This is a genomic window from Peribacillus sp. SIMBA_075, assembly GCF_046534585.1.
The window spans coordinates 1-250 of record NZ_JAWRYN010001195.1 but is presented as its reverse complement, the minus strand read 5'-3'; the positions used below and the strand labels follow the sequence as shown (position 1 = coordinate 250).

Sequence of the window (250 nt, the reverse complement as noted above, 5' to 3'; positions counted from 1 at the left end):
GAATAGCGAAGATTTTGTTCGACGGGAACAGGCTGTTATGGACAACTCGCAAAAAATCGCCGAAGCTGTAGCTTTTCGCCTTGCCGGCTATGATGTCAAGGTAGAGAAGCAGGGTGTGTGGGTAATGGGAACACTTGAGGGGCTGCCAGCAAAGCAGGTCTTGAAGATCGGTGATGTCATTACATCCGTAGATGGAGTACGCACAGCAGAAGCAAAAGACTTACTCCAGGCTCTCGCAAAGAAAAGTGCA

1 protein-coding gene is annotated in these 250 nt (G+C 49.2%); it reads left to right on the top strand.

Annotation, left to right across the window (positions count from 1 at the left end; all coding sequences use genetic code 11):
* Positions 1-37: 37 nt before the first annotated feature.
* Positions 38-250, top strand: a 213-nt coding sequence (locus tag SB775_RS32110; protein WP_410865339.1) for a PDZ domain-containing protein, incomplete at its 3' end; no start/stop codon positions are given.